Genomic DNA, 681 nt, shown 5'->3' with positions numbered 1-681 from the left:
CTGATGATGAAGGAAGGCACTATCGTGGATGCCACCATCATCGAAGCGCCACCGTCGACCAAGAACAAGGAGAAGAGTCGCGATCCGGAGATGCATCAGGCCAAGAAAGGCAATGCCTGGCATTTTGGAATGAAAGCCCATGTCGGCGTGGATGCGGCCTCTGGATTGGTACACAGCGTGGTAGGCACCGCGGCCAACGAGTCGGACGTGTCGCAGGCACATGCTTTGCTGCATGGCCACGAGGAGCATGCGTTTGGCGACGCTGGCTACACGGGCGTGGACAAACGCGAGGAGATGAAAGGCAAGACCGTGAAGTGGCAGGTTGCCGTCAAGCGCGGCAAGATCAAGTCGATGCGTGATGGAGCAGTCAAGGACCTGCTGATCGCCGTCGAGCGAGCCAAGGCCCAGATTCGGGCGCGGGTCGAGCATCCGTTCCATGTCGTCAAGAATCTGTTTGGGCATCGCAAGGTTCGCTACAAGGGTCTGGTCAAGAACACGGCGCAGTTGTTCAGCCTGTTTGGTCTGGCGAATCTGGTGTTCGCCAGGAAACTGTTACTGGCCTCAGAGGGAAGCAATCCGTCCTGAGCAGGAAAAGCGCGGCCGGGACAGGTGCAAAACGTGTGAAGGACGGCTTGAATTGGTCGTTCTCTCCCGTATTGCGAAAGCCGAAGACCACGGCTT

At 57.9% G+C, this 681-nt stretch carries 1 protein-coding gene; it reads left to right on the top strand.

The features are described 5' to 3' along the window. Nucleotides 1–585, top strand: a 585-nt coding sequence (locus J8I34_RS34265) for an IS5 family transposase (RefSeq protein ID WP_209808615.1), incomplete at its 5' end; no start/stop codon positions are given. Nucleotides 586–681: the final 96 nt, after the last annotated feature.

Origin of the sequence: Cupriavidus phytohabitans (genome assembly GCF_017815025.1) — a bacterium.
Lineage (GTDB): Bacteria > Pseudomonadota > Gammaproteobacteria > Burkholderiales > Burkholderiaceae > Cupriavidus.
The sequence above is the reverse complement of the archived record's forward strand: the minus strand, read 5'-3'. Positions and strand labels throughout refer to the sequence as shown.